We start from the raw sequence: 21963 nt of genomic DNA on the forward strand, positions 1-21963 counted from the left end.
ATATATTTTAATAAAGAAATATTGATTTTAAAAATAACTTTGCAGCATTATTTATAATTTTTAAATAAAATAAAAACACCATAGCTTTTTAAAACATAATTTTGCTATAGAGTTTTAATTTTAAACAAAAATAGTAAATTGTTATAAATTTTTCAATAATTACATTTCGCTATTTTTATTGTTATTATTGATATAGTTTTGAATAATTTCATTCATTGTATAAATCAAAGGAACATTATTATCATATATATAATTTGTAGTATCAAAATTATCATCTGATAATATTTTTTTCATTCAATCACTTTCCAGTACTATAAATTCAAAATTAGAAAGTTTTATAAAATCTTTTACAAGTCAATTTTTTTTAACTTTTAATTTTTTATTAACAATGTAATGTTCTTCATCATCTGTTTCATTTTCATTAGCATTAGTAATATATTTAGTTAAAATTTTTTGAATTTCCTTGTTGTTTTCATAAAATTTATTAATCAAATTTTCTCAATTAAGATTATTATTTTCAAAAGTATATTTATCCTTATAACTATGATAATACGGAATCTTATGTTTATTTAAAATTTGAATTAATTTTAATTTTTTTTCACGACTATCTCAAATAGTTTTAAATGATAATCTAGTTTTTGTATCATTACCTGTTGGATCTATTAAATCAAAAATCCCAATAGCTTTTTTATAATCATTATTTTCTTGTTTATCAAGTTTTGATAAGCTATTAATAAATAAATTAGAACTAATTTCATCCTTGCTATATTGTCTAGTTATATTTTTTTTAATACTTTGGTTTTCAATATATTTATTAAAATTATATTTTATTATACCATCTCATACAAATAAATGTAACTTTTTAACTATTTCATAATCTTTTATTGATCATTGTTTTTTAATTATGAAATTTTTTAATTTTATATATTCATCTTGGTTTGTATCATCTGTCTTTTTAGGAAATACATATTTACTAATTATATTTTTTAAATTATCAAAAAAATCTTTTTGTTCAATGAAAAAATTGTCTCAATAATTTACCTCTTTATCCAGGTCAAATGGTAGGTCTTTAATATTTTTAATTATTTTTATAATTTCTTCATCATTCATTGCATCAACAAATGTAATAGTTTTGCTTTCATATAATGATTTTGGATCAATTATCTTTAAATTACTTATAAATGTTTTATAAATTTCTTCTTTATCTTCAGTATTTGTGTAATGATAATTATCTAAAATTTTATAAAAATCTAAATTTTTAAATAAATCTTCTTCATAATAACGTTTTTCAAATGAAATAGCATTTTCAATAATTGAGTTTAATTCTACATTTCAATAAATAGGTGGCAGATGAAATTTTTTTATTTCAGAATAACTTGCTAATGCTGGAGTTCGACTTTTTAAATCTGTTGGAATTAACATAGAATTTAAAGAATAAATTAAATAATAATCACTAACTTCTCAATTATTTTGAATTTTTACTTTTCCTTCGTTTTCTTCATTACTAAAAATTAAGTATTTTTTTAAAATTTCAATGCTTTTTTGTGAAATTTCATTATATTTAATTAAAAACTCTTTTCAAGTTTTTGAATCAGAAATTCTTGGCGGTTGAATATGTGATGTTATTTCATCTATTTTTTCTAAAGCATTTTTATTAGCAAGTATTTCATTAAGTTTTTTTTCACTATAAAATGTTTTGTCAGATAAATTTAAAATATCAGGTATAAGTGCATTTTTTATAAAAACATTTAAATCATTTTCATTTTTTATTATTCCATTATCCAATTTTTTTATTTCATTGATAATTTTTAATTTGTCTAATTCATTATCATTAAAAAATCTCGTTTTATTTTCAGCTATTAATTTTTTTTCCATTTCTTCATGCAAGTATTTATTTATGCTAGAACTTCAATGATTTTTGTTGTAAAGTTTTTCTTCTTGCTCAACATTTGACTCATAAAAAGGATTTAAATATTTTTTAAAATTTCAAATTTTTTGATAATCTTCTGCATCTCAAATTTTATTAACCACAAAATCAGAATATTTCAAATATTTATTTTCATCATATTTATTGTTATCAACATCATTTTGAATATAAAAAACATATTTTTTTAAAATATTCAGTACATCATCAGCTTGTTTTTTGTATATATTAATTTTCTCAGCAAGTGAAATATCATCAAAATATTCTAATGAATATACATTTTCTAATCGTTTATTTAATTCGTTTAAAATTTCTTTATTTTTTTCTAAAAACAATTCATGAAATAATATTGTTTTATTACTAATATTTTCTGTTTCTTCAACATACAAAGGGTTAATAATTTCGAAATTAAAAAAAGTTTTTTTTATTTCTTCTCATGGATCGTTATTTGTTTTTATTTGAAATTGAGAAGTAACAATATTAAATAAAAAATTTCTTTCTATTTCTTCATTAGTTAAATTTATTTGTTTAATATTTTTAGAATTAATTAAGTATTCTCTAATTTTTCTATTTAAAAAATATAAGAAGAAAATATTTTTGTTTTTTTGATTTGATACATCACTTATAATATAGTATTTTCTAAAATGATTATTTGGTTTATTCAATTCTGGGATAAACATGTTTAAAATTTGCTTATCAACAGAATTTCATTCTAATAAAATTTCATAATTATTTTTTCTGAAGATCTCATCATTTAAAAATTCTGAATCATCATCTGTATAAGTTATATATTTATCAAAAATTTCTTTCACATTTTTAGCAATACTTTTATAAGAAATTATAAATTCTTTTCAATTAGAATAATTAAATCCAGATGGCAATGGTTCATTAATCATTATTTTATTTATTTCATTAAGGGCTTTTTCATTTTCTGAAAGTTCTTTTAACGTTAAAATTGGTTTATCAGCTTTAACTAAAGGATTGAACAATTCCATTTCATCCATAAATGACAATAAATATTCTGATTTATTAACTTGATTTTTTATAAAATCTAATTGTTTATAAAAATTTTCTTCTTGTATAGTTTCAAATCTTTCGGAAATTTTATAACCTTTTAAATTTTTGTATTTCTCAATTTCATTGTTTAAATTCTCAAAATATACATCTTTATCAATATTAAAATTTAAAAATCACTCAGCATCTTCTTTATCTCATTCTGAATTTATTTTTCAATTTCTATACTTAATTATAGATTTGTCTATGTTTTTAGAATTTTCGTTAAAAATAAAGTATTTTTTTCATAAAGTAGAAACTTTTCTTAAAAATTCTTTATAAAAATCAAAAGTTTTTTTATTTGCTTCCAACGGTTCCTTTAATATATCACTTCATTTTGAAACTTTATAAAAATTAGGGATTTTAACATTTTTCATTATCTCATCAATTAATTTTAATTTTTCGACATTATTTTTTAATCTATTCAAACCAAAGCTAAAATCAGAGTCTGGACTATTTAACAAAATATCAAAATTTTTATCTAACTTTAAATTAGGAAAAAATAATAAAGAAATTTTTTCAAAATCTTTATCATTAAAGTTATTATTAGAAACTTCAAAAATTTCATTTAATTTATTTTCATTTAATTTAGCAAAATTAGAAAATAAAACAGAATTCTTTAGTTGATTTAAATTCAAAATAGTTTTCTCTACTTTTGAAAATTCTTTTTCTTTTTTTGCAGGTTTTTTTTCTACTGAAGTTTGACCACTAGCGCAAGAAGAACTTACAAAGCTAAAAATAGGTATAAAAAATGATGTTGTTAATAATAAATTTAAAATTTTTTTCTTTTTTAATTTCATAAAACATCCCTTCATTGTAATAATTACATTTTAATTTATAATAAATTAAATTATATAACTATTTTTTTATTTAAAGTAAAAATAGCAAATATTTTATAAAAATATATTGCAACATATTTTTATCTAAATTTAACACTTATTATTTTTTTATATATTTTATTTTTAAGTTTATAAATAATTTTTTATTAATAAATTAAAAATTAAAAATTTAATTATTTTTTATTTTTGTTTTATAATATAATTTTATAAATGTTTTTTTTAAAAAAACTAAAAATTTTAATTATTATAAATTTATTTTTTATTTACATTTTTATTTAAAATATTTAAGGAGAAAAAATGAAATTTTTTAAAAAAAGGAATGCGTTATTAATATTAAGCGCGCTCACAACTCTTTCTTTAACTACTGTTGCCGCCTCATGTGGAAGTAACAAAGATGGAGATTCAACAAAAATAGATTATTCAAACTCAAAAGTGAAGTTTGCAACAGCTCAAGGAAACATTTGACCTTTAATGAGAACACTAAAACCAGTGATCATTGAATATAATAAACAACTTGCTGAATATAACAAACAACAAAAAGATCAAAATAAAGATTTTCAAAATTTTTTAGAAGTAGAATTAATGACAAATGAACAGACTAAAGCTGATCATTCAGAATCACAATTGGCAATACAACTTGCTACTCAACTTAAAGACAAAAATATTGAAAACACTTATAATCTAGTGTTAGGAAATCAAGCTGCAGCATTCCAAGCACATAGTTATGAATCTCTTTTAGAATTAGATGATACATCTATTAAATCAGATTTATTTAACGAAAGAATCTTGAAAGCTCATAACACATTAGCTGGTCAAGGGATTGATTCAAACAAAATTTATAGTATTCCATTTGATGTAACTGATGTTGATGCAACTGTGATTAACTTAGATATAATGTCAGAAATTTTAAAACTAATTAAAGACAATGGTGGTACAGTTGATGAAAATTCTGAAATTTATAAGAAATCTGATGCTGCATCTAAAGCTGGATCAAGTATTCCAGAAAAAAGTTTATTCAAAAAAATGAAAGCCAAATCTACAACTGCTTATAATAATTTGTCAATTAATGACAAAACATTTGAAAGTATTTTGTCTATAATGGATTTTTCTAAAAAATTTTATGATGGATTAAGTATTGACTTTAATGATACAGAAGGTGATGCAACAATTTTTACAATCGATTATCAAGAAGACACATTTTTTAAAGTTTTAAAAAATGAAACAAAAAAAGATTTAGTTGAAACAGTAGAATATAAAAAAGAAAACCCACAATTAGTTAAATTTAATATTCAAGATAATAGTTATCAAAGCAAATTTAAAGAAATTTATGAAAAATTTGCTGGTGAAAATGAAATTAAACAAAAACAAAAAGATGGCGAAGCTCAAAAAGATAAAGAAGGAAAAGTTATACCAAAACAAACATTTTTTAATATTCGTTATGCAGCAAACGGAGCTACTGATTGAGCATCATGAGATATAAGAAACTACAAAACTGCAATTGCATTTGCGCCTTTAGTAGGTATTAATCAAACAATAAAATCACCTTTGAGTAAAAAGGTTTTTGCAGAAAATGATGACAAAATTTTTAACACATTTGCTTCAAACGAAGATGTCTTGTTTAAACCACAAGCAATGATTAATTCTGATAGTTTAAAATCTGCAACTTATCTCAAAGGTGGTTCTAACATCATTCCGATTAAAACAGGGAATGAAATTTTTGATAAATCCACAAAAAGATTTTTAGATTTCTTATACAAGGGAGAAATGGATGATCCAGAATTAGGAGGAAGAATTAAAGTTGCTGATTATATTTTAGAAACTTCATCTTATGTTGTTCCAACTAAGGATTATATTTCTAATACTAAAAAGCAAGAATATACACAAAAAATGAATGAATATGAAGAAAAAATTAAAAGTAATGATCCAAAAGCTGCACAATATGAATTAAGAAAAAACAATATTAAATCAGCACTTAACACTATTGAATCAGCATTAAGTTATCAAGATAATAATTCAGTTGAATTACTTAATACATATTCACTAGATGGAACATCTTCTGAAGTTGTTAAGTTAATTTCTAAATCATTACTTGATGCAACTAAAAAAGCAGATGAAAGTCATGTATACAAAGATAAAGAAAAACTTGTTGAAGAAATACTTGCAAAAATTAATAATCAAAAATAATATTTAATAGAAATTAAATATGGAAAAAAAAGTTTTTAACAATCAAACAATTCTTTCGATTGAAGATTTAAAATTTAAATATAATAATAAATCGTTGACATTAGTAATTAAAAAATTAAATCTTCAAGAAAATAAAATAATTACTTTACTTGGACCTTCTGGTTCAGGAAAAACCACACTTTTAAATTTAATCGCTGGTTTTATTAAAAGCAAAAATATTAAAATAAAGAATAATTTATCAATTAATGAAATTGGTTACATAATGCAAAATTTTTCATTATATGAAAATGTTAGTGCTAAAGAAAATATTTATGTTAGTGCTAAAAATTCATTTAGTTGAAAATATCAAAATAAAATTAACTTTTGATTCAATTTTTTAGAGAATAATAAAAATATAAAAAATAAAAATAAAATAACTTTGCATTTAGATAAAATGCAAAATTTTATTAAACTTAAAAAATATTCAAAAATTAAATGGACGCTTTTGAAAATAGAAGCCAAATTGTTTTTCAATATTAATTTTTTAAAACAATTAAAAAAATATAAATTAAAAAGTTTTTTTGAAAAAGATTTGAAAGACATAGCAAAACAATTAGGTATTGAAAATATCTTAAACAAAAAAGCTAATGAATTATCAGGTGGTGAAAAACAAAGAGTTGCTTTTGCTAAATCTATTATTAAAAAAAATAAATTAATTTTGATGGACGAACCTTTTTCTGCCCTAGATGCTAAAATTAAAGAACAAACAATTGATTGGTTGAAAAAAATTCAAAAAATATATAACTTGTCAATAATTATAGTTACCCATGACCAAATTGATGCAATGCAAATTAGTGATTTGATTTTAGTTTTAAAAAATGGGGAAATTCAACAATTAGGGACAAGCCAAGAATTGTATGATGATCCTAAGAATTTATTTGTTGCAAAATTTATTGGTTTTCCAGAAATTCATAAAATTGGGGAAAATAAAGATTTTTGATTTTTTGTTCGTGATAATAAGATGTTTTTAACAAAAAATAAAAATGGCAAATGAAAAGTAAAAGACAAAAAAATAATTGGTGATTTTTGTATTTTTAACCTTGAAACACTAGATAATAATAAATTTGCAAAATCAAAATGAAATTGTAAAGATTTTGAAATTGATGATAAATTAAACTTATATTTCCACAAAAATGATTTAATTATTTTTGACAAAAAAACTGAGCAAAGAGTTTATAATGAAAAAAATAAATAATTTTTTAAAAAATTTAAAAAATTATAAAAAAGATCAAAATTTTAATGTAAAAAAAAGCTTATTTTTTTCTTCTTTTATAATTTTAGTTATTTTTTTAGTTATTTTTAATTTTTGGCCATTAGTTTCTACATTTTATGAAGCGTTTAAAGTTGAAAATCCAGTTAATAAATTAAAATTTAATTATGGAGTTGATAACTTTGAATCTGTATTAAAAGATTCTCAATTTAATATTGCTTTGAAAAATTCAACAATAATGTTTTTTGTTGCTACTCCCATTGCTTTATTTTTATCATTTTTAGTTTCATTGATAATTTGCTCAATTAGTTCTAAATTGGCAAATGATTTTTGAATAACAACTATTTATTCACAATTTTTTGTTTCTAGTTTTGCTATTGGAATTGTTTTTGGTTATTTATTTGGTGATAAAAATATTGCTTTTAAATATATTTTTAATAGTGATATTTCTTTCAGTGGTAAAAAAAGGATAAATATTTTATGATTATATTTATTTTTTCAAATCTGAAGAGCTATTCCTTTTAATACAGTTTTGTTTGTATTTGCAATGCAAAAAGGTATTGAAAAATGTAGATATAATATTAAAGTTGATAATTTAAATTTATGAAATAAAATTAAAATTGTCTACTGACAAGAAATAAAAGTTTCTTTTTCAACAATTTTAATTACTAATTTAATTTTTGCATTCTTTTTATTTCCTAAAGCTATTATTGATTACAATTTAGAATCTATAAATGGTCACACTTTAGCAAGTTATATCTATAATAAAATTTTACCTGAAAAAGGTTCTTTAGATTTTTCTTTTGGTAAAGCCGCTGCTTCAAGCATTATTTCAATTTTATATATTATTTTTTTATTATTTATAATTAAAATTTTTAATTTTAAAAATATTAAAAAAATGTTAAAGGTTAAAAAATATTTCAAAAATGTTAAAAAAAATTATTAAAAACTTGTTAAAAATATCAATTCTTTCATTTTTAGTTTTATTACTTTTATATCCTATTTATTATTTATTATTGTTTTCATTTTTAAGTAAAAAAGAATTTCAAGATAATGTTTTACCATTGTTTAGCCTTAACATAAATTTTTCAAACTATCATGAAATATTTAATGAAAACTTTAACAAAGCATTATTATTAACATTAAGTTCAGTTTTTGTGATGATTATTTTTAGAATAACTGTTTATAGTTGTTCAACAATTATTTTTATTAATATTAAAAATATTGCAAAAAAAACTTTTCTTTTTTTAATTTTAATAATTACAGTAATTCCGGAATTTAGTCTTTATTTGGGATTGAAAAAGATTTTATTTAGCATAGATGAACAAAAAAAATTCTTTTTTATTACAATGACAGCTAATTCAATTTTCGCCTACTTTTTATTAAATTATTTATTTAGGCAGGTAGAAAAAATCAAAAAAGAAAAACAATTTATAATTTTAAATGATAATTTAAGTGCTTTAGACAAATTAAGAATAGTTTACTTACCAAAATTAAAAATGCCTTATTTCCTAATTATTATTTTTAGTATCATTAATGTTTGAAATGATTATTTATGACCTAACTTTTTATTATCAGGTTTTAAAGAACAAAATATTACAATTTGATTCCGAGGTTTGGGTGAGGTTGGGTTAGGTGCTTCATTTGTTAATGTTAAAGCAGCTGGTGCATTTGTCTCGCTTTCTATTCCATATATGTTTTATCTGATATTTTCTAAATTTATTAATCGTGAATTAAGAAAATAAAATTATAATCTAAATATTATTGTAATAATTTATAAAACTTTATTTAGTTATTTTTAATAATAAAAAACATAAGTGTATTTTCTTTACTTATGTTTTTTATTATTTAAATTCTATTTTTTCAAAAAAAACATTATAATTATAATTATAATGAAATTTAGTATAATGGAATATGGTTTGATAGACATAAATAGAAGCTCTGAAGAAGCATTTAAAAATATTGAAAAAACTGCTATTTTAGCAGAGAAATTAAATTTTGATACTATTTGATTTGCAGAGCATCACAATGTTTATTCTTTAGGTTTGAGTAACCCACTTTTAGCCATGGCTTACATTGCAAACAAAACAAAAAAAATTAACTTAGGATCTGCAGGTATTTTACTTTGTCATTATGCACCTTATAAAATTGCTGAAGATATCTTTAGTCTTCAAATTTTCAATTTTAAAAGATTTAAATTTGGAATTGGTTCAAACCCTGGTTTACCACCTGTTCAACTAGCTATGAACACTACTTTAAACTATCATGAGAAATTTTTGCAATTATTGCATTATTTAAAAATTAAAAAAATGACTTTAGAGTCTGATAACGTAATTTCAATACCTTATAGTGAAAATAAACCAGACATTTGAATGCTTGTAAGCTCAGTTGAAGGTGCTACTTTTGCTGCAGAAAATAATCTAAAAATGATATATGGATTTTTCTTGAATAGCAATTACGAAACATTTGAAAAAGCTCTAAAAATATATAAAACAAACTGGAAAAATAGTTTTTCAAAACCAGAAATTGCTTTTGCAATAAATATAATTATTGAAGAAAATAAAGAAAAGGCAAAAAAATTAGCTGAATCTTTTGATGTTTACTTACTAGGTAAAAATGATTTTAATGAATTTAAACATTTTCCAGATTTAAAAGACATTAAAAATTATAAATATGATACAAAAGATTTAGAAACAATTAAAAACACAAAAAATAAAACTATTTTTGGCGATTCAAAAATAGTAAAAGAAAAAATTATGGAAATAGCTAATAAGTATCAAATAAATCATTTTGTTGCTTGCCAGTTATTACCAAATTATAAACAGAGATTGAAAAATTTAAAATTTATAAGTAAAACATTTGAATTAACAAAGGAATAGAAATGAAAAAAATTGATAATTTTTTAATAATTGAAAAAAATGGTGATATTTATACAATTTATCCTTCTGCTGAATTACAAGATGACATAGGAACCACTGGTTTTTTGCAATATCAAAAAGACAAGAAGCATTTAAAGAAAGGTGATTTAGTTTTAACAATTGAGGCATCAAAAGCTGTCTTATATGTCAGAACACCAATTAGTGGTACAATAATTGAAATTAATGAAAATGCTATTAAAAAACCTGATTTAATTAACTCACATTTAGATAATGAAAACTGAATTGTTAAGTTAAAAGATGTAAATTTTGAAGAGTTTGATATTTTAGAAGACTATTAAAAATTATGGAAATAGCTAAAAAAATAAAAAATATTTTAGATCAAGCAGATGCAATTTTAGTTGGAATAGGATCAGGTATGACTAATGCAGATGATATTAGCTATTATGGACAAAGATTTGATCAAAATTTTAGTGATTTCAAAGAAAAATTTAAATTCATTGATATGCTACAAGCATCTGTTTATCACTTTAATGATTGAAGAACATATTGAGCTTTTCACAGTCGCTTTACTAAGATGAATTATTATGACCAAGAAACAGGACCATCATTTTTAAACTTAAAAACCATTTTAAAAAATAAAAACTTTTTTATTATTACTACCAACTCAGATAGCGCAATTGATAAAGCACATTTTGATTCAAATAAATATTTTCATATTCAAGGTAAATATAATTTGATGCAATGTTCACAAAAATGTTCAAACAAAACATATGAAAATCAAGAATTAATAAATGAAATGATTGCTAAACAAGAAAATTGCATGATTCCACATGAATTATTACCTAGATGTGAATTTTGTGATGCAATTTTAGAGGTAAATAAAAGAAATTGCTTCTATGAATTGGCACAAAATGAGGTGTTTAAAACAGAAGAAAAAAATTACAATTTATTTTTACAAAAAAATAAAAATAGAAAAATTGTTTACTGAGAAATTGGGTGTGGGAACATTACACCACAATTTATTAAGTGGAATTTTTGAAAATTAACTGAAGAAAATCCAAAATCTACATATTTAGTTTTAAACAAAAAACAATATAGAATGAACAAAAATATTATTAATCAAACTAAATATTTTCAAATTGATATAGCAACTATTTTAAAAAAAATAGCAGATTTATACAAGGAGTAGTTAAAAATGATTATTGTTGAACCGATTAGAAATAATAAATATATTTCAGATGGCGCATATCACATGGCCATGCAAGTTTGATTTTTTCAAAATTATAATAAACTAAATTTAAATAATAAAACTTTAATTTTCCCTTATATTTCAGATCCACATGTTCAAATTGGATATTTCCAAAATCCACTAATGGAAATAAATAAAAATTTTCTAAACAAAATTCAAGTAGTAAGAAGAAATACAGGTGGTGGAGCAATATATCTGGATTCTAATATTGTAGCTTTTTGTTTTGTTAAAAAAATTGAAGAAAAAATAACTTATAAGGACTTTTATGAAAAGCCAATTACAGTTTTAAAAAAAATGGGACTTAGTAATGTTGAATTTAGTGGAAAAAATGATTTGACTTTAGATAATAAAAAAATATCTGGAGCAGCTTTTTTAATGGATAATAACATTTTTTATGGTGGTTTTTCATTAATATATGACATTGATTATGAAATGATGCAAAACATTTTGCAAATTAATTTGAATAAGTTTAAAGCAAAAGGAATTAGTTCTATAAGACAAAGAGTTACTTCTTTTAAAAATCATCTTTTAAAAGAGTACCAAAACCTTACTACACATGAATTCAAAAATGAATTTCTAAATTTATTTTTAAGTATTAGTGAAACAAAAAATGTAGAAAAATTTATTATTACAGAAGAAATTTGAAAAGAAATAGATTATTTAGTTGAAACTAAATATAAAAATTGAGATTGAACTTATGGCTTAAGTCCAAGATATTCATATAACAAAGAAAAAAGATTCGAAGCTGGTACATTAAATGTTTCATTAGATATTGAAAATGGCAAAATAAATCAAATAAAAATTAGTGGTGATTTTTTTCTAAAACCTCAAAAGCAAATAGAAGCACTAGAAAAAGCATTACTTAAAATTCCATTAAAAAAAGAGGAATTAATCAAAGCTTTAAAAATAATTGATTTTGAAAACTATTTTTTAAAACCAATAAAAATTGATGAATTTATAGATTTAATTTTAAATTAAAAAAATAATGCAAAACAAAGAATACAAAAAATTATTCACAAAACTAAAGTTAAAAAATTTTTTATTAAAAAATAGATTTGTATTATCTCCTATTACATTAAATGTTTCTACAAAAAATGGTATTGCTACTAAAAAAGATTATGACTATGCACTAAAAAGAGCGCATAGTGCTCCTTTAGCAATAACAACTGCCGCAAATATTAATAAAGAAGGTAGATTATTTGAATTTTCATTAGCAGCAGATAGAACAAAAAATATTTCTTCGCTTTCTAAACTTGCTTTAGCAATGAAAAATAAAGGTGCAAAAGCTATTTTACAATTAACACATTCTGGGAGATATTCTATCGCCACTCAAAAGAAACTTAATTATGTTGTTGGACCGTCTGAAAAAAAATTAAATTTTCCTATTCAACACACAGTAAAAGAGTTAAAAATAAGAGAAATAAAAAAAATAATTAGAGATTATGAGAAAGCAACTTTAGTTGCTATCAAGGCTGGTTTTGATGGAATTGAAATATCCTCAGCTCAAAAATTACTTTTACAAACTTTTTTTTCAAAAAATGAAAATCAACGAACAGATTTATATGGAACACAAAACCTTTTAAATCGTTCAAGAATATCTTTGGAAGTTTTTAGAGCAGTTCAAAAAGTTATAAAAGAAAATGCTGATGATAATTTTATTTTAGGTTATAGAGCTACACCAGAAGAAATAGTTGGACAAGATGTTGGTTACAATTTTGATGAATTTTTAGAATTTATGACTTTACTTTTAAAAGAAGTACAAATAGATTATTTAGCACTTGCTAGTTGAGGTAAAAAAATATATTTAAGCAAAGTAAGGACATTTAGTAAAAAATATTATGGAATGTTGTGAACAGAAGCAATAAAAAAACATTTTAAAAATAAAATTAATTTGATGATAAATGGGGGAATAAGCAGTTATGAAGACTGTATTGAAGCAATCAAACATGCAGATTTAATTGGTTTGTCATCTGTTTTTATAGTTGAACCAGATTTTGTAAACAAAATTAAAAATCAACAATTAGACAAAATTAATTTAAAAATTAGCAAAAAAGATTTAAAAAAATTAGCAATTCCTAAAAAAGCATTTAAAAAAATTGAAATAATGCTGGATTATAGCGCTTCAATTCCTGAGGTAACTAGAGATTTTTTTAAAAAAAATAACAAATAATTATTTTTATTAATGAAATATTATAAAATTTTAATACAATGATCAAATATAATTACCCTTTTGTTTTTATTGATAATAAAAAAGAATACGCTAGCCCAATATTATTTATTCATGGATTTAATTCTTCCTCTAATGCACATAATATTTTTGCAAATAAATGAAAAGATAATAATTATTATGCTATTTCATTACCTGGTTGTTCTATGGTTGAACCAAAAGATGATGATTCAGCAAATTTGAAAACTTACGTTAAATTAATTATTAATTTTATTAAGCAAAATAATTTAAAAAATATAATAATTTTTGGCCACTCTATGGGTGGTGCTTTAGCTGCATTGGTTTATAGTCAAATTCCAGAAGTATTTTCTAAAATAGTGTTAATCGCACCTATGAATAAAACATCACTAGTTTTAAAAGATAAATTTCAAAAATATTTTTTACCTAAAAATATTGATGAATACAAAACCTATTTAAAAATATTAACTTATAATATTGATGATTTTTTAGAACATAGTGATTTTTTTAAAATTACCAATGAAAAAATTGATTTTAATTTTTATAATAATTTACACATTCAAGAATTAGCAAAATCTTTAGTTGATAAGCAACAACATATTTTAGTAGACAAAGCATATAAATCTATTAAAATACCCACACTTTTAATTTTAGGCGAAAAAGATGGAATAATTATGCAAGAAAAATGTATTAATTACTTTAAAAAAACGATAAAAAATATTAAAATTCAAATAATTCCCAAAACAGGTCATTTAATATATTTAGAGAATTTTTCTAATTATTATAAAAAAATAAAATCTTTTCTAAATGATTAGTTTTTTAAAATAAAAATACAAATACTTTATAGTGTATTTGTATTTTTATTTTAAACTATTTTTTTATTAAACATTTCTTTTTAAATTATGAAATGTTCTTTCACCGTCATATGAAGAAACTGAACCTAGTTCTTCTTCGATAGCTAATAATCTATTGTATTTAGCAACCCTATCAGTTCTAGATAATGAGCCAGTTTTAATTTGTCCAACATTTAGACCAACTGCTAAATCAGCAATTGTAGTATCTTCGGATTCACCTGAACGATGAGAAACAATAGCAGTAAATCCTGCTTTGTGTGCTAATTCAATAGCATCTATTGTTTCTGATAAACTACCAATTTGATTTAATTTAATCAAAATAGAATTAATGGAATTTTTTCTAATTGCTTCTGATAAAATAGACGCATTTGTAACTGTTAAATCATCACCCATAATTTGATGAGTTTTTCCAAATCTTGCATTAAATTTAGCAAAACCTTCTCAATCTGATTCAGCAAAGCCATCTTCTACTGAAATAATTGGATATTTTTTGAATAAGTGTGCATAATATTCAATAAATTCATCGGTTGTAAATTCAACTTTGTCTTTAATATTTGCAAAAATTGGATTTTTTGATTCAATAGCTGCTTTTAATTTTTTAAATACATATCTTTCTTTTTTTGAATCATATAACTCAGAAGCTGCAGCATCAAGAGCAATAGCAACTGCTTTTTCACCTGATGTTGCAGGGTTAAATCCTGACATTTTAATAGCTTCTACTAAAAAGTCTAATGCTTGCTCGTGTGAAAGTAAATTTGGTGCAAATCCTCCTTCATCTCCCACTTGTGTTCCATGATTGTGTTTTTTGAGTAATTTAGCTAGATTATGAAAAACAAAATTTGCAACTTGTAATGCTTCACGAATTGATTTTGCACCTAAAGGCATAATCATAAATTCTTGAAAATCAATTGTGTTTGATGCATGTTCTCCACCATTTATAACATTTAACATTGGTACAGGTAATTTTCTTGCATTTGTTCCACCAATGTATCTATACAAAGGAAGATCTAATTCATCAGCTGCTGCTTTTGCAACAGCTAAAGAAACACCTAAAATAGCATTAGCGCCTAAATGTTTCTTAAATTCTGTACCGTCTAAATATATCATTTCAGCATCAATTTTTCTTTGGTTTGTAACTTCCATACCAATAATTAATGGAGCAATTTTTTCATTTACATTTTTCACAGCAGTCATCACTCCTTTACCACCAAATCAATTAGATGCAAAATTAGTATTTTGATCTCTTAGTTCTAAAGCTTCTCTTGTTCCTGTGGATGCTCCTGATGGAACAATAGCACTTCCAAAACCACCTAATTCTGTTTTAACTTCAACTTGAATTGTAGGATTGCCTCTTGAATCTAAAACCTCCCTTGCATGAATACTAGTTATTACTGACATTTTTCCTCCTTATTTTTTGTGATTTACTAATTAATTATTTAATTATAACAATTTTTTATAATAAAAATATAAAAATTGATTGCATAAAAAAAATAAAATCTATTCATTTTTATTTGATAAATTTTATTTTTTTTATACAAAAAGTTTTTTAATTCCTTTATCTAATAATTCTAAGGTTTCAATAGCTTTTTGTTCATTAAGATCTATTGAAAATAGATAAACTTTAATTTTATTTTCTGTTCCTGAAGGTCTTAAAGCAAGTCATGATTTATTTTTAAAAAATATTTGTATCATATTTTCTGGTTCTATATCTTGAAAACCTTGGCGATAATCAATAATATTATCAATTTCTAGACTAAAATTAATTTCTAATAATTTTTTAAAATATTTATTTAGTAATATTGTATTTTGAGTATCAAATACTAATGAATTAATTTTACTCTTGACATAACCATATTTCGCAAAAATACTATGTAATTCTTTTAATAATGAAAAATTATTTTTATTTTTTAACATTTCTATTAAAACCCTAATAGATTGAAAAGCATCTTTGTCATATGCTAAATTATAGTCAATTAAAGAACCATAACTTTCTTCAAAAGCAAAAATTTTTAAATCTTTTGTTTGGTGTTTATGTTTTTCAATTTTTGGAGCAACTCATTTAAAACCTGTGGGAATTATTTCTACTTTAATATTGTTTTTTTCTGCAATTAAATGTGGTAAATTACTAGATACAAATGAATAAATTAAAAGTCCATTTTTGCTATTTAAATAGTTATTTTCAACTAAATAATGGAAAATTATAGTAGCTAATTCATTACCTGTAAAATAATAGAAAGAATTATCTATTTTTTCAACAACACCAACTCTATCTGAATCTGGATCAGTGATAAAACCATATTTAATATTTTTTTCTTGCATTAATTTTGTTGTATTAAAATAAGCACTTTCTAACTCAGGATTAGGATTTGTTGCATAATGAAATTTAGTAGAATTTTTCATCTCTTGTTCAACATAAAAAACATTAACATTTATATTTTTAAAAAAATCTTTCATTACATCAGAACCTGTTCCATGTAAAGGAGAATAAACAAATTCTAATTTTTTTTCTGTATTTTCCTTTTGTATTTGAAGTTTTTTTAAATTTTCAATATAAATATTTTTAATAAAATTTATGTTAATATTTTTTTTATTAAAATTTAATTTTTTATTTGTTATTCTTTTATTTATACTTTCATATGGTTTGATAAAAGGTAAAATTTTTTCAACTTCAGCAGGTAAACATTGTGCACCTAAATGATTATAAATTTTAATACCATTATATTCTTTTGGATTATGCGAAGCAGTGAAATTAATCCCTGCTTTTGCTTTTAAAAATTTAATTGCAAAACTTAAAATTGGAGTAGCTAAATGACTTTTAGTTGTATATACTTTGATTTTGTGTTTTTTAGATAAAATATTAGCTGCAAGTTTTAAAAAAACTAAGGATTTAGATCTATTATCCCTCCCCAAAACAATACCCTCTTTTTTAATATTTGGATATTTTTTAAGTAAATACAAAGCAAAACCATCAACTACACGATATACATGTTTGATGTTTAATTTATCAATACCAGATCCTAAAATACCGCGCATTCCTGCTGTGCCAAAAACTAACATTTTTCTTCTCCTAACTTAATAGTTTATTTAATTTTTTTACACTAAAATTTAAAGTTAAATATGAACCTGAAACCAATACATCAGCACCTGATTCAAAACATAATTTAGCTGTTTTATCATTAATACCACCATCTACCTGGATTATAACATCTAAATTATTATCTTTTATATATTGTTTTGCTTTTTTAATTTTATCTAATGATTCAAAAATAAAACTTTGCCCACCTGCACCTGGCTCTACCGACATTATTAGAAGTAATTTTATTTTTTTTAAAAAAGGAATGATTTGTTCAAATGGGGTTTCTGGTTTAATAGAAAGACCAATTTTAATTTTATCTTCATATTTTTTTATTAAGTTTAAAATATTATTTTTATTTTCAAAAGCTTCATAGTGTATTGTTGCATAATCAACTAAATTAATTGATTTTTCAATAATTATTTCAGGATTAAAAGCCATTATGTGGATGTCCATAATATGTTTAGGAACATGTTTTTTGATGTTGGCAATTTCATCTATTTCTATTGCTCTATTAGGTACAAATTTAGCATCCATGTAATCATAATGAATTCAATCGATCTTGCTTTTTATAAGTAAAAACGCAGTTTCTATTCTTTGATCTTTTGCTAAACTTAAAAGCGATGGACTAATTTTTTTCATCAATTTCTCCTAAAGTTTTTTTTAAAAAAAATAAATAGTTTTCATATCTTTGTTCAGGGATCGAATTTTGTTCAACCATTTTTTTTATTTCACAATTTTTTGTTTCTTCTTTGTAATGTAAACATGTATTAAATTTACATTTATTTAAATTTTCCTGAAAAATTTTAAAACTTTTTGCTAGTGAATTTTTATCTAAATCAATTTCAAAAAAAGAAAAACCAGGCGTATCTATAATTTGCCCATCATTTCAATCAACAATTTGCACAACTCTTGTTGTGTGTTTGCCTCTATTTAAATAAAAAGAAATTTCATTAGTTTCATACTGTTTATTTGACAATAAATTAATTGTAGTGGTTTTTCCAACCCCTGTTTGACCCATGAAAACACTAATTTTATCTTTAAAAATATTTTTAAGTTGATTAATAATTTCTTCAGTTGGTTTTTTATTATTATTAAAATAAATTTCATAATTCATTTTAATATAATCAGATAATATTTCTTTGTAATTACTTACTAAATCAACTTTTGTAATAATTATAATTGGTTTTATATTTTTAGATTCAGCAATTAATAAAAATTTATCTAATAACAAACTAGAAAATTTTGGTTGCTCAATTGAACAAACAATAATAACTTGATCAACATTTGCTATTTTTGGTCTTACAAAAAAATTTTTTCTTTCAAAAATAAATTCAACAAAACCTTTAGGAGAAAATTCAACAATATCACCTACAACTGGATTAACTCCTTGCTGTCTTAGCTTGCCACTCCCTCTTAATCTATGCTCTATTTTGTTTTCATCTAAAACATCATAAAAACCGGCAATAACTCTTACAACTTGACCTTTCATCTATTTTGAACCACCTATATAAAGTAAAATAATTATTACTATAATAATTATAATAATTATTGCTATTGAAATGATTAAAATTAAAAATCATTTGTTAGATTCTAATAAATTTACTATTTTTTTAGGTTTTTCTTCTTTAAAAGAAATTTCTTGCTCATTTTTTCTATTTTCATCAAGACATGTGTCGAGATCATTATAAAATTCCAACATATTGTTGTAACGATCTTTAGGATTTTTAGCTAATGCTTTTAAAATAACATTAATTAATCCATTAGAAGTAGTTGGTTTTAAACTTTTTATTCTAGGGACTGGTGCTTTTCTATGTTTGTCTAAAATTTCAATAAAATTTTCTCCATCAAAAGGTACACGACCTAAAAGCATTTGATAAATAGTAATGCCTAATGAATAGACATCAATTTTTATAGATGATTTTTCTCTTTTATAAGTAGAAATTTCCCCAGGTATATAGTGAGGACTTCCTACAACTTTTTGTTCCCCAGTAACCCTTTTAGTTTTATCATCAATCGCTATACCAAGATCTACAATTTTAATTTCATTTAAATTAGTTATCATAATATTTGTATCTTTAATATCACGATGATTCGCATTTACATCATGAATTGCTTTAAGTCCTAAAGCAATTTGTTTTGCATACTCAACAGTATCTTCTTCGTTTAAACTACCTGATTCTTCAATTTTATTTTTTAAAGTTACACCTTCTACAAACTCCATTGAAATTCAAAATTCCTGATTCAATTCATCAAAACATGTATCATAAATTTTTGCTACATACAAAGATTTAACTTTTTCATGAATTCTTATTTCTTCTTTAAAACGTTTAATAGAAACATTTTTATCAACAATAGTAGGTTTAATTAATTTAATTGCACAAGGTAAATTATCTTTTTTTCTTATTGCATAATAAACACTAGCCATACCACCTTGAGCAATTAAATTAAAAACTTGATAATTTTCATTTAATTTTTTTGCTTTATGAACATTCATTTTACAACCTTAAAAGTGCAATGGATAAATTATCATTTGAATCATTTTTCAATGATTTTTCTATTATTTTTTCACATTGTTTTTTTACACTAAAACCACTATTGACTAAAAGTGATTCAAATTCATTGTATTCAATAAAATCATGAACACCATCAGAAGTTAAAACAAAATATTTGTAGTCATCAATATTATTTAATGATAAAAAATCTAATTTCATTTGTTTTGTAGGGCCAATTGATGACATTAAAAAATGTCAACCATTAACCTTAATAGCTGTTTCAAAACTATATTTTTTTTCATCTATCAAATAATTTAAATAGTTTTGATCTTTGGTTAATTGTATTAATGTATCATCAACACAATAAGCTCTAGAGTCGCCTACGTTTGCTATAAACGCTTTTTTTTCTTTTTTGTAAATCAAAATGGCAACTAATGTTGTACCCATGTCACTATAATTTGGATTTTTTTTTGCATATTCCGTCATTTTAACTAATGTTTTTTGAATTCCTAAATTAAATCAGTCTAATACTAAATCTTCTTTTGCTTTAGGTAAAGGACCCTTAAATAATTTATCAAATTCATCTAATGTGATTTTAGAAGCTATTTGCCCACCAAAATGACCGCCCATACCATCACATAAAATCATTAAAATATTGTTGCTGCTTTCTAAAATATTAACTTTATCTTGATTATCTTTTCTTGTCCCTATTTCAGAAATTGTTTTGTATTTAACCATTTATTTCACCTAGAATTATATCTTTTATTTTTTTAGCTGCAACTTGCAAATTATCATTTATAACAACATAAGAAAAACTATTTTTTTGTTTTAGTTCTTCTTTTGCTTTTTTAATTCTTTTTTCAATTTGCTCTGAAATTTCAGTTCCTCTTTCTTTAATTCTTTTTCTCAACTCTTTAATAGATGGCGGCATTATAAAAATAGAAATCAAATCTTTTTGTTTGTTTTGTTTAACAAAATGCTCAAATATATTTAGAGCTCCATAGGTTTCTATTTCTAAAATAGGAATTGAACCTTCATTTTGGATTTTAGTAATTTCACTATATAAAGTTCCATAATAATTATCAAAATGAAGATTTCATTCTATAAATTCATTATTTTTTATTTTTTCTTCAAATTCTTCTTTGGATATAAAGTAATAGTGAAAACCTTCTTTTTCACCTATTCTAGGTTTCCTAGTTGTGGCAGAGCATGAAAGTTTAAGTTTTAATTCAGGAAAAGTAAATAAAATTTTTTCCAATGATCCTTTACCAACGCCCGATGGTCCTGTTAAAATTATTAATTTTTTATTATTCATTCGTTACATCCTTTTTAGTAAAAAAATAAATTTGTACTTTTGGGTAATTATTATGTTTTATTAATTGAAAATTTGTAAAATTTTGAAGGTTTTTTTCACTTGTTTCAACTATTAACTTTCCATTAGGTGTTAATAAATTTTTGTTAAAAATTTTATTTATTACTTCAATTAATAGCTGAATTTCTTTATAGGGAGGATCAAGAAAAATAAAATCATATTTTTCATTTTGATTTTTATTTAAAAAAGTTAAAGCATCGACATTAAAAAGATTTAAATTTTCTATTTTAAAATTAATTTGATTTTCTTTAATTAATTTAAACATTTTATTATTTATTTCAATAGCATCTACAAAAGACGCGCCACGCGAAATAAATTCAAAAGCTATATTACCTGAACCAGAAAAAAGATCCAAAACTCTAGAACCTGGTATATCAAAATGAATTGATGAAAAAATAGCTTCTTTAATTCTATCACTTGTAGGTCTAGCGATATTTAAGTCAATATTTTTTATTTTCCTACCTTTTAAACTTCCAGCTATTATTCTTAACATTTTGTAATTATACAAAAAAAAACAAATTTTGTTATTTTAAGAATGGTTTTTATTGTATATTTTTTTAGTTTTTTTGGTTTTTTTAAAAAAACAAAACAAATAATATTTTTTTAG

The 21963-nt window shown here is 22.4% G+C and carries 19 protein-coding genes; 10 read left to right on the forward strand and 9 right to left on the reverse strand.

All coding sequences use genetic code 4. The features are described 5' to 3' along the window. Positions 1-159: 159 nt before the first annotated feature. Positions 160-3777 carry a hypothetical protein gene (locus EXC65_RS02370; protein WP_129719893.1) on the reverse strand — a complete coding sequence of 1206 codons (3618 nt, stop codon included), beginning with the start codon at positions 3775-3777 and terminating at the stop codon, positions 160-162. A 336-nt stretch (positions 3778-4113) separates the two neighbouring features. On the opposite strand from EXC65_RS02370, the gene EXC65_RS02375 reads away from it, so the two are divergent. The 10 genes from EXC65_RS02375 to EXC65_RS02420 all read left to right on the forward strand — a co-directional run bounded on the left by EXC65_RS02375 (position 4114) and on the right by EXC65_RS02420 (position 14377). Beyond that, positions 4114-6000: a P68 family surface lipoprotein gene (locus tag EXC65_RS02375; protein WP_129719894.1), complete on the forward strand. Its 1887-nt coding sequence runs from the start codon at positions 4114-4116 to the stop codon at positions 5998-6000. A 19-nt stretch (positions 6001-6019) separates the two neighbouring features. Further along, positions 6020-7234, forward strand: coding sequence for an ATP-binding cassette domain-containing protein (locus tag EXC65_RS02380; protein WP_129719895.1), 1215 nt, complete (start codon positions 6020-6022; stop codon positions 7232-7234). Beyond that, the gene (locus EXC65_RS02385) at positions 7218-8195 is read left to right on the forward strand and encodes a sugar ABC transporter permease (protein ID WP_129719896.1); all 978 of its coding nucleotides are present in this window, start codon (positions 7218-7220) and stop codon (positions 8193-8195) included. Before EXC65_RS02380 ends, EXC65_RS02385 begins: the two co-directional genes overlap by 17 nt. Next, positions 8176-8994 (forward strand): ABC transporter permease family protein, encoded by an 819-nt coding sequence (locus tag EXC65_RS02390; RefSeq protein WP_129719897.1) that lies wholly within the window; start codon positions 8176-8178, stop codon positions 8992-8994. Before EXC65_RS02385 ends, EXC65_RS02390 begins: the two co-directional genes overlap by 20 nt. Positions 8995-9141: 147 nt before the next feature. After that, on the forward strand, positions 9142-10128 hold the full coding sequence (locus EXC65_RS02395) for an MsnO8 family LLM class oxidoreductase (RefSeq protein WP_129719898.1): 987 nt from the start codon (positions 9142-9144) through the stop codon (positions 10126-10128). A gap of 2 nt (positions 10129-10130) precedes the next feature. After that, on the forward strand, positions 10131-10466 hold the full coding sequence (locus EXC65_RS02400; RefSeq protein ID WP_129719899.1) for a glycine cleavage system protein H: 336 nt from the start codon (positions 10131-10133) through the stop codon (positions 10464-10466). A 5-nt stretch (positions 10467-10471) separates the two neighbouring features. Further along, positions 10472-11317, forward strand: a complete 846-nt coding sequence (locus EXC65_RS02405) for an SIR2 family NAD-dependent protein deacylase (protein WP_129719900.1) — start codon at positions 10472-10474, stop codon at positions 11315-11317. 6 nt (positions 11318-11323) lie between these two features. Then, on the forward strand, positions 11324-12355 hold the full coding sequence (locus tag EXC65_RS02410) for a lipoate--protein ligase (protein WP_129719901.1): 1032 nt from the start codon (positions 11324-11326) through the stop codon (positions 12353-12355). A 7-nt stretch (positions 12356-12362) separates the two neighbouring features. Continuing rightward, complete coding sequence (locus tag EXC65_RS02415; protein ID WP_129719902.1) at positions 12363-13547, forward strand: oxidoreductase; 1185 nt, start codon at positions 12363-12365, stop codon at positions 13545-13547. Positions 13548-13585: 38 nt separating this feature from the next. After that, positions 13586-14377, forward strand: coding sequence for an alpha/beta fold hydrolase (locus EXC65_RS02420; RefSeq protein ID WP_129719903.1), 792 nt, complete (start codon positions 13586-13588; stop codon positions 14375-14377). 66 nt (positions 14378-14443) lie between these two features. On the opposite strand, the gene eno is transcribed toward EXC65_RS02420, so the two are convergent. The 8 genes from eno to rsmD form a co-directional block, all read right to left on the reverse strand. Continuing rightward, positions 14444-15814, reverse strand: coding sequence for a phosphopyruvate hydratase (eno, locus tag EXC65_RS02425; RefSeq protein WP_129719904.1), 1371 nt, complete (start codon positions 15812-15814; stop codon positions 14444-14446). A 132-nt stretch (positions 15815-15946) separates the two neighbouring features. After that, complete coding sequence (locus EXC65_RS02430; RefSeq protein WP_129719905.1) at positions 15947-17473, reverse strand: phosphohexomutase domain-containing protein; 1527 nt, start codon at positions 17471-17473, stop codon at positions 15947-15949. Between the two features lie 10 nt (positions 17474-17483). After that, the gene (locus EXC65_RS02435) at positions 17484-18131 is read right to left on the reverse strand and encodes a ribulose-phosphate 3-epimerase (RefSeq protein WP_129719906.1); all 648 of its coding nucleotides are present in this window, start codon (positions 18129-18131) and stop codon (positions 17484-17486) included. Continuing rightward, a complete protein-coding gene (gene rsgA / locus EXC65_RS02440) occupies positions 18118-18981 on the reverse strand; it encodes a ribosome small subunit-dependent GTPase A (protein ID WP_129719907.1) in 864 nt (287 codons plus the stop codon). The genes EXC65_RS02435 and rsgA overlap by 14 nt, the downstream gene beginning before the upstream one ends. After that, the gene (locus EXC65_RS02445) at positions 18982-19986 is read right to left on the reverse strand and encodes a serine/threonine-protein kinase (protein WP_129719908.1); all 1005 of its coding nucleotides are present in this window, start codon (positions 19984-19986) and stop codon (positions 18982-18984) included. Between the two features lies 1 nt (position 19987). Continuing rightward, complete coding sequence (locus EXC65_RS02450) at positions 19988-20722, reverse strand: PP2C family protein-serine/threonine phosphatase (RefSeq protein WP_129719909.1); 735 nt, start codon at positions 20720-20722, stop codon at positions 19988-19990. Beyond that, positions 20715-21299: a guanylate kinase gene (gene gmk / locus EXC65_RS02455; protein WP_129719910.1), complete on the reverse strand. Its 585-nt coding sequence runs from the start codon at positions 21297-21299 to the stop codon at positions 20715-20717. The genes EXC65_RS02450 and gmk overlap by 8 nt, the downstream gene beginning before the upstream one ends. Then, positions 21292-21849: a 16S rRNA (guanine(966)-N(2))-methyltransferase RsmD gene (gene rsmD, locus EXC65_RS02460; RefSeq protein WP_129719911.1), complete on the reverse strand. Its 558-nt coding sequence runs from the start codon at positions 21847-21849 to the stop codon at positions 21292-21294. Before rsmD ends, gmk begins: the two co-directional genes overlap by 8 nt. Positions 21850-21963 lie beyond the last annotated feature (114 nt).

The organism is Mesomycoplasma neurolyticum (assembly GCF_900660485.1).
Lineage (GTDB): Bacteria > Bacillota_I > Bacilli_A > Mycoplasmatales > Metamycoplasmataceae > Mesomycoplasma_A > Mesomycoplasma_A neurolyticum.